The organism is Holdemanella sp. DFI.5.55 (assembly GCF_020593575.1).
Taxonomy (GTDB): Bacteria; Bacillota_I; Bacilli_A; order Erysipelotrichales; family Erysipelotrichaceae; genus Holdemanella; species Holdemanella hominis.
In genome coordinates, this window is the sequence record NZ_JAJDMK010000263.1 from 1 (window position 1) to 271 (window position 271).

Below are 271 nucleotides of genomic sequence, written 5' to 3' on the forward strand. Positions count from 1 at the left end.
CAACAAAGCAGTTTTTTGCCAAGGTGCAGAACAAGATGCATTATGCAGTTCACGGACATACGGCAGCAGAGTTGATTTATGAGCGAGCAGATGCTGATAAGCCACATATGGGGCTGACCACGTGGGCAGCAGCACCGGAAGGAAAGATTGTAAAAAGTGATGTGAGTGTTGCGATGAATTATCTTTCAGAGCAGGAAATGCGTTCATTAGAGCGTATCGTTTCTGCTTATCTGGATCTGGCCGAGGATCGTGCAGAACGTTACATTCCGAT

The 271-nt window shown here is 46.5% G+C and carries 1 protein-coding gene; it reads left to right on the top strand.

All coding sequences use genetic code 11. The features are described 5' to 3' along the window. Positions 1-271 (top strand): RhuM family protein (gene rhuM, locus LJE08_RS14035; RefSeq protein ID WP_370633284.1); only part of this gene is annotated, 271 nt, incomplete at both ends.